At 69.0% G+C, this 7782-nt stretch carries 9 protein-coding genes; 5 read left to right on the top strand and 4 right to left on the bottom strand.

Translation table 11 applies throughout. The features are described 5' to 3' along the window. Positions 1–47 precede the first annotated feature (47 nt). The 4 genes from SK571_RS39360 to SK571_RS39345 are packed head-to-tail and all read right to left on the bottom strand — an operon-like array spanning position 48 to position 3380. The gene (locus SK571_RS39360; protein WP_030475129.1) at positions 48–653 is read right to left on the bottom strand and encodes a response regulator transcription factor; all 606 of its coding nucleotides are present in this window, start codon (positions 651–653) and stop codon (positions 48–50) included. After that, complete coding sequence (locus SK571_RS39355) at positions 650–1816, bottom strand: sensor histidine kinase (RefSeq protein ID WP_319989205.1); 1167 nt, start codon at positions 1814–1816, stop codon at positions 650–652. Before SK571_RS39355 ends, SK571_RS39360 begins: the two co-directional genes overlap by 4 nt. Further along, positions 1789–2496 carry an ABC transporter permease gene (locus SK571_RS39350; protein ID WP_319989204.1) on the bottom strand — a complete coding sequence of 236 codons (708 nt, stop codon included), beginning with the start codon at positions 2494–2496 and terminating at the stop codon, positions 1789–1791. Before SK571_RS39350 ends, SK571_RS39355 begins: the two co-directional genes overlap by 28 nt. After that, positions 2493–3380 carry an ABC transporter ATP-binding protein gene (locus SK571_RS39345; RefSeq protein WP_319989203.1) on the bottom strand — a complete coding sequence of 296 codons (888 nt, stop codon included), beginning with the start codon at positions 3378–3380 and terminating at the stop codon, positions 2493–2495. The genes SK571_RS39350 and SK571_RS39345 overlap by 4 nt, the downstream gene beginning before the upstream one ends. A 299-nt stretch (positions 3381–3679) precedes the next feature. On the opposite strand from SK571_RS39345, the gene SK571_RS39340 reads away from it, so the two are divergent. The 5 genes from SK571_RS39340 (at position 3680) to SK571_RS39320 (ending at position 7775) form a co-directional block, all read left to right on the top strand. Then, positions 3680–4246, top strand: a complete 567-nt coding sequence (locus SK571_RS39340; protein WP_319989202.1) for a TetR/AcrR family transcriptional regulator — start codon at positions 3680–3682, stop codon at positions 4244–4246. Then, positions 4243–4905 carry a GAP family protein gene (locus SK571_RS39335; protein ID WP_319989201.1) on the top strand — a complete coding sequence of 221 codons (663 nt, stop codon included), beginning with the start codon at positions 4243–4245 and terminating at the stop codon, positions 4903–4905. The genes SK571_RS39340 and SK571_RS39335 overlap by 4 nt, the downstream gene beginning before the upstream one ends. 58 nt (positions 4906–4963) lie before the next feature. Then, on the top strand, positions 4964–6121 hold the full coding sequence (locus SK571_RS39330; protein ID WP_319989200.1) for a PucR family transcriptional regulator: 1158 nt from the start codon (positions 4964–4966) through the stop codon (positions 6119–6121). 143 nt (positions 6122–6264) lie between these two features. Then, on the top strand, positions 6265–6858 hold the full coding sequence (locus SK571_RS39325; RefSeq protein ID WP_319989199.1) for a DUF6801 domain-containing protein: 594 nt from the start codon (positions 6265–6267) through the stop codon (positions 6856–6858). A gap of 26 nt (positions 6859–6884) precedes the next feature. Continuing rightward, positions 6885–7775 carry a glutaminase gene (locus SK571_RS39320; protein ID WP_319989198.1) on the top strand — a complete coding sequence of 297 codons (891 nt, stop codon included), beginning with the start codon at positions 6885–6887 and terminating at the stop codon, positions 7773–7775. Positions 7776–7782: the final 7 nt, after the last annotated feature.

Here is a 7782-nt window from a genome sequence, read left to right as displayed (position 1 = left end):
AAGTGGCTCACCTTCTACGCGATGAGGGTTCTGCGGTGGTGGGAGAGTTAGATCCAGCCCTTTGCCCTGGCGAAGCGGGCTGCTTCGTGGCGGTTTGAGGCGCCGGTTTTGCCCACGGCTGAGGAGAGGTAGTTGCGGACTGTGCCTGGGGAGAGGGAGGCACGGCGGGCTATCTCCTCGATGGGGGCGCCTTCCAGTGCTAGTTCCAGGACGTCTGCTTCTCGTGGGGTCAGGGGGCTGTCGCCGGCGCTGATGGCCTCGGCGGCCAGGGCCGGGTCCACGTAGCGGCCGCCTGTGTGGACGGTTCTGACCACTGTGGCCAGGACGTCCGAGGAGACGGTTTTCGGGAGGAAGCCTCGGACTCCTGCTGCCAGTGCGCGTTTCAGGTGTCCTGGGCGGCCGTGGCTGGTGACGATCATGGTGGAGCACGTTGGTAGTTCGAGCGCGAGGGACTGGGCTACCGCTACGCCGTCGAGGTCTGGCATTTGCAGGTCGATCACGGCCACGTCTGGGCGGACCACTCGGGCGGTGGCTATTGCCTCGGCGCCCGTGGCGGCTTGGGCCACTACCTCGAGGTCGTCTTCCAGCGACAACAACGCCGCCATGGCGCCTCGGATCAGGTGTTCGTCGTCGGCCAGGAGGATGCGGATCACGGGAGCTCCACGGTGAGGACGAAGCGGTTGGGGGCTTCCGGGGTCGCCGTTACGGAGCCGCCCAGGGCCGCTACGCGTTCGTGCAGGCCCGTCAGGCCGCTGCCGAAGCGGAACGCGTTGAGCGAGACGCCGTCGTTCGTCATCGTGAGGACCTTGCCGCGCAACGTGATCGTGCACGTCTTGGCCTCGCTGTGGCGCAGGACGTTGGTCACGCCCTCGCGGACCGCCCAGCCCAGGGCACCGGCCGGTTCGCCGTCGAACGTCACGTCGCCTATCACCCGGCAGTCGATGCCCGCGGAGGCGAGGAGTGAGCGGGCGCCTGCCAGTTCCACGGAGAGGTCGGCGGTTCGGTAGCCGCTGACCACCTCGCGGAGTTCGTCCAGGGAGTCCTGCGCGATCTGGCGGACTTCCAGCATCTCGTCCACCGCCGACGAGGAACGGCCGCGGCGGGCCAGCTGGGCCGCCAGGTCGGCCTTCAGGGCCACAGCGGAGAGGTTGCGGCCCACCACGTCGTGCAGGTCGCGGGCGAAGCGGAGGCGTTCTTCGGCCACGGCCAGGTTCGCGCGGACTTCGCGGGAGCGGTCGAGCTCCCAGACGATCGCGAGCATCCACAGGGTCGAGCGGAACGCGACCACCAGGAACTGCAGCATCAGGCTGACGAACAGGGCGTGGCCGGGTGGGGCGGTGAGCAGCATCCAGGCGCCGCCCAGCAGGGCCGCCAGCACGACGTAGCGCGGGCGGAGCACGGCGGACAGGGTGGTGATCGCCAGGACCAGGAAGATCACCGAGATGCCGTCGCCCGGGCTGTCGGGCTTGCCGGGCAACGGATCCGGGTAGGTCAGTGCGCCGGCGGCCAGCGCCGCGCAGGTGGTGATCAGGTAGGTCGTCAGCAGGGTGCGGGGGAACGGGCCCCGGCCCAGGTGGTGCTCGATGCCGAGGTGGACCAGGCGGCAGCTCAGCACCACGTAGGTCAGCAGCACCGCGACGAGCACGACCAGGGCGGCCGTGCTGATCTCCGGGGCCAGGCCGGTGAGCAGCAACGGCGGCAGGAACACGTAGCTGAGGTAGAACGTGTAGCGGACGAACAGGTCGAACCGCGCCGCGTTGCCACGCGACCGCCACCAGCCGAGCAAGTTCACCTCCGCGGATCCCACCTGAACCACCGCTGCACAGCGTAGGTCCCCAGGACGATCCACACCGCCAGGACGATCAACGGCTTCAGCACGGGTCCGTCGGCCCACCCGGCGCGCAGCAGTTCGAGCACCGGCGTCAGCGGCAGGTACTGCAGCACTGAGGCGATCCCGGAGGGCAGCGCCGAGAGCGGGAACATCAGGCCGGAGCCGAACAGACACGCCATCAGCACCGGCAACGACGTCACCTGCGCCATCTCCACGGTCCGGGTGAACGCCGAGGACGCCGCCGCCAGCAGCACGAACACCGCGACGCCGCCGAGCACGCCGAGCAGCAGGAACCACGGCCGCGTCGGCAGCGCGACGCCGGTGACCACCCCGACTACCACGGTGTAGAGCACCATCTGCCCCAAGGCCACCACGACGGACGGCAGGGCGGCGCCGGCCAGGATCTCCGGATCGGTCAGCTCGCCGACACGCAGCCGCTTGAGCACCAGCTCCTCGCGCCGCGCCACGAACGTCGTCACGAGGTTGTAGTACACCGCCATCAGCAGCGCGAACCCGATCAGCCCGACGACGAGCGGCACGCCGTCGGCGTCCACCGAGTACAGCACCGGCGCCAGCAACAACGGCAGCAGCAACGAGTTGAACAGCGCGGTCCGGTTGCGCCAGAACAACTTCAGCTCGGCCTGTCCCACAGCCACGGCCCTCATGCCGCCCTACCCTCCGCGATCGCCAGGAACGCCTCTTCGAGCGACGCCGACCTGGCGTCCAAACCGGACAGTTCGACGTTGTTGTGCTGAGCCCACACCAGGAGCTCGTGCAAGGTGGACTGCAGTTCGTTGGTCCGCACGGTGACGCGCCCCGACGACTCCACGTCGGCGACGACGGGCAGCGGGATCCCCGCCGGCGGCACGAACGAGATGCGCGACGGATACGCGTCCACCACCTCGGACACCGTTCCCTGCGCCACGATCCGGCCGCGGTGCATGATCGCCAGCCGGTCGGCCAGCGCCTGCGCCTCCTCCAGGTAGTGCGTGGTCAGCAGCACGGTCACGCCCTCGCGCAGCAGGGCGCGAATGAGCTCCCACGTGTTGCGCCGGCTTTCCGGGTCGAGCCCGGTCGTCGGCTCGTCGAGGAACAGCACCTCCGGCTTCCCCAGCAACGCCAGGGCCAGGTCCAGCCGCCTGCGCTCACCGCCGGACAGCTGCTTCACCCGCACCGACGCCCGATGAGCCAGGTCGACGAGCGACAACGCCTCGTCGACGGGTCGCGGCGACGTCAGCGTCCCCGCCCACATCCGGGCCGCCTCGTTCACGGTCAGGTCGGGCGGGAAACCGCCCTCCTGCAGCATCACGCCCATCCGCGGCCGAACGAGCTTGCGCTCCGCGAACGGGTCGTGGCCCAGCACGCGCACGGACCCCTCAGCCGGACGTGAGAGCCCTTCCACCACCTCCACCGTGGAGGTCTTCCCCGCACCGTTCGTGCCGAGCAGGGCGAACATCTCGCCCCGCTCCACATCAAATGACACGCCCCGTACAGCTTCGAAACCTCCGCTGTACCGGCGAGTCAGCCCCCGCACCTCGATCGCTGTCATGAGTGAACGATCTCGGGAGAAACGGTCAACCGGCAGTGCCGTCACACATCAGTTCCCCATGACAGATGTCATGACTCACGGGTGGGTGCGGATGACGAGCGCGTCCGCCACCACGGACGCCGGTTCGGACGCCAGCACCGCGATGTCCACCGTGCGCGCACGCAGTGCACGTACGAGAGAAGCGGTGGTCCCGTCGCGCGAGAACGAGGCCCGCGTGCCGCAGGAGCACGTGCCCGGTGTCGGTCAGTTGCACGCCGTCGCGCTTGCGATGATCAGATTAAGACCGTAATCTGACGACTGTGCCAAAACACGCGGATCCCGTCGAACGGCGCCACCAGGTGGTGGCCGCCCTCTACCGGGTGGTCGACGCCGAGGGGCTGGACGCGGCGAGCCTGCCCAGGATCGCCAGGGAGCTGGGTGCCACCACGGGCCTGCTGCAGAAGTACTTCCGCAGCAAGGACGAGCTGCTGCTGTTCGCGCAGGACCAGCTCACCGAGGAGCTCACGGCGAGCGTGCGGGCGGTCCTGGCGCAGGAGGGGAGTCTCCAGGAACGGCTGCACAAGGCGTTGTGCGCCATCGCGCTCGTGGACGACGCGGCGCGCGCACGGGTGTGGCTCGCGTTCGCTGCTCGTGCGGCGGCGAATCCCGTGCTGCTCCAACGGCACGTTGAGGGCGCGCGCGAGATCAGGGATCTGTGCCGGCACGTGCTGGAGGTCGCGGGCCTGGACGGCGGGGAGGCCGTCGGGCTCGCGGCCCTGGTCGACGGGGTGACGGTGCAACGCGCGCTGGAGCCCGAAGTGATGACGGGGGAGGTGGCGGCGCGCGTGATCGGCCGCCACCTCGAACGACTGTGGGGGAGCACATGACACTGGGACTGGTGGCGGCGCTGGCGGGACTGGCGCTGCTCGACTCGACGAGCATCGGGACGTTGTTCATCCCGATCTGGCTGATGCTCACGCCGGGGCGGCTGAAGGCGAGCAGGTTCGCCGTTTACCTCGGCACGATCACGGTCTTCTACTTCGTGGTCGGCGTTCTGATCGTGCTGGGCGCCTCGCAGGTGGTCGGTCACCTCGACGGCAAGGTGGTCGACTGGGCCCAGCTGGTGATCGGCGTCTTCCTGTTCGCGATCAGTTTCCGCTTCGACAGCAAGAAGAAGCTGGACACGGGGAAGTGGCGGAGCCGCACCAGTGGATCGACGCCGGCGCTCGCCGGCGTCGCGGTGCTGGCGGGCGTGGTCGAGCTCGCGACGATGCTGCCCTACCTGGGTGCGATCGGGATGATGAGCGCCGCCGACCTGAACGCGGGCCAGGTCTGGCTGCTGCTCGCCGGATACTGCCTGGTCATGATCGTGCCGGCCCTCCTCCTGCTCGCCGGCAGGCTGGCCCTGCGCGAGAGGATCGAGCCGTTCCTCACGAGGATCAGCACCTGGTTCGCGGAGAAGGGGGCGAGTGCGACGGGCTGGATTCTCGGCATCGCCGGGTTCCTGGTCGCACGTGATGCGATCGCACGGCTGTTCTTCCTGTGAACCATTTGGTCCAGTTGGCTGAACGACCCGGTTCCGTTTTGCTCCTACACTCGCCAGCGTGACTGGGCTGGACGATCCGCGCAGATCGGTCCCGCGCGAACTGGCGCCGTTGCTCCGAATGGAAGTCGCACCTGTTTCGGTGAGCATTTTCGAGGCGATCGAGAAATCGATTCCGGAATACAGCACGTTCCGGGACAACGTGGTCGACGGAATCCGGCAGGCATTGGTGAAGTTCGTCGACCGCATCGCCGCGCCGGATGCCGAACCCGATCCGCACGACGACATCCACCGCACGCTCGGGGCGTGGGAGTTCAAGTCCGGGCGCAGCCTCGACAGCCTGCAGGCCGCCTACCGGATCGGCGCGCGGGTGGCGTGGCGGCACGTCTGCGGGTTCGCCGAGCGGCGCGAGCTGTCGCTGCGCCTCATGTCGGTGCTGGGGGAGGCGATGTTCGCCCACGTCGACGAGCTGGTGAGCCTGTCGGTCGAGGGGTACGCGGCCGCGCAGGCGAGTGCGGCGGGCACGCTGGAACGCAAGCGGCGCAAGCTGATGGAGCTGCTCGTCGCCGATTCCGCCGGCAACTGGCAGGCGGTGCTGGACGCGGCGCGGGCGGCGGCCTGGCCGATGCCGGACCGGCTGGTCGCGGTGGCGCTCGAGCCGTCCGCCGCGCCCGCGGACGACCTGCCGGCCGACGTGCTGGTCAACTTCGAGGACACCACGCCGTACCTGCTGGTGCCGAACCCGGCCGCGGTGACGCGCTGGCTGCGCGGGGCACTGCCGGGATGGCGGGCGGCGGTCGGTCTGCCCGTGGCCCCTCAGGACGTGCGCAGGTCACTGGCCTGCGCACGCCGGGTCCTCGCCCTCTCCAGGGAGAAGGTGCTGCCGGACCGGCCGGTCCTCGACTGCGCCGACCACATCGTCGAACTGACCGTGCTCGCGGACGAGTTCCTCGCCAGGCAGCTCGCTGAACGGGCGCTGGCGCCGCTCGCCCCGCTCACCGATCTGCAACGCACCAAGCTCGCCGAGACGCTGCTGGTGTGGCTGTCGGCGCGGGGCGGGGCGCCCGAGGTCGCCGCCCGGCTGAAGGTGCATCCGCAGACCGTGCGGTACCGCGTCAACCAGTTGGACGAACTCTTCGGCGACCGAATGCACGACGCGCAGGAGCGGTTCAACCTCGAACTCGCCCTGCGCGCGCACTATTTGTTGCTGCGCGACTGACAAACACCGGGAAGTCATTTCGTACGCAGGTGATAAAAGCCGGTTTTCGCTTGCCTTGCCGAATCGAAGCTGGCTACTTTACTGACGAGTAACGCAACTTCGCCTTCTTGCAGTTCAATGACGTACTCAGGAGGTCCCTGCAGATGAAGACCGGACTTTTCACGCGCGCAGCCGCAGTTCTGATGGTTGCCGGAGCACTGGGCGTGGCGACGGCCGGCACGAGTTCCGCCGCGACCGCCGAGCTGAGCCTCACCTACTCGTGCCAGTTCTCGGTCGCGGGCACGCACGACGTGCCGACCGTGGTCAGCTCACCGAACCTGCCGGACTCGGCCGCCGTCGGGGTGCCGACCGCGCCGGCGTCGGCGACGGTGACGTCCACCGTGTCCGACGACGTCCGCAACACGCTGTGGTGGATCGGCGGCCGTTCCGTCGATGGCACGCTCACCACGAACATCGCCGTGGACAACGCGGGCAGCGTCCAGAACCTGTCGTCGACGCTGACCATCCCGAACACGCCGGTTCCCTCGTCCGGCACGTTCCAGGTCGTCGCCAGCGGCACCTTGCCCGCGCTGACGCTGGCCAACGCCGGCACGACGTCGATCAACCTCGGCAACGCGGACCTGGCGCTGACGCCGCGCTACGACAACGGCGAGCCGACCTGGATCGGCGTCGTCCACGTCCCCTGCACCGTCGTCGCGGGCCAGCCCACCAAGTTCTACGAGTTCACGGTGGCGTGATCCTCGTCCCGTGATGGGATGAGCGCATGGAACTGCAGCAGCTGGTGGACCGCATCGCCTCAGAGGTCACGCCAGGTGGTGCCGTAGCCGACTACATCCCCGCACTGGCCAGGATCGACCCGCACGCCTTCGGCCTCGCCGTCGCCACCCTGGACGGCGAGGTCTTCGGCGCGGGGCAGTACGACAGGCCGTTCTCGATCCAGAGCATCTCCAAGGCGTTCACGCTGGCTCTGGCCCTCGCCGAGAACGACGACGTGTGGACCCGCGTCGGCCGCGAGCCGTCCGGGTCACCGTTCAACTCGCTGGTCCAGCTGGAGACCGAGCAGGGCATCCCGCGCAACCCGTTCATCAACGCGGGCGCGGTCGTCGTCACCGACCACCTCGGCCTCGGCGCCGCGGACCGGCTGCTCGACTTCCTGCGGCAGGAGAGCGGCAACCCGGCACTGGACGTCGACCCCGAGGTCGCCAAGTCCGAGCTGGACCACAGCGATCGCAACCGCGCGCTCGCGCACTTCATGGCCTCCTACGGCAACATGCGCAACCCCGTCGACGTGGTGCTGCACGAGTACGTGCGGCAGTGCTCGATCGCGATGAGCTGCGCTGATCTTGCCCGCGCCACCCTCTTCCTCGCCCGCCACGGCGTCCGCAACGACGGCACCCGGCTGCTCGGCGTCAGCGGCGCCAAGCGCGTCAACGCCGTCATGCTCACGTGCGGCACCTACGACGCCGCCGGCCAGTTCGCCTACCGCGTCGGCCTGCCCGGCAAGAGCGGCGTCGGCGGCGGGATCATCGCCGTCGTTCCCGGGAAGTGCGCGATCTGCGTCTGGAGTCCAGCATTGGACGCACGCGGCAACTCCGTCGCGGGCGTCGACGCGCTGGACCGTTTCACCACTCTCACGGGCTGGTCGGTGTTCTGACGGATGG

Source organism: Lentzea kristufekii, assembly GCF_033949925.1.
In the GTDB taxonomy this organism is placed as follows: Bacteria; Actinomycetota; Actinomycetes; order Mycobacteriales; family Pseudonocardiaceae; genus Lentzea; species Lentzea kristufekii.
The sequence above is the reverse complement of the archived record's forward strand: the minus strand, read 5'-3'. Positions and strand labels throughout refer to the sequence as shown.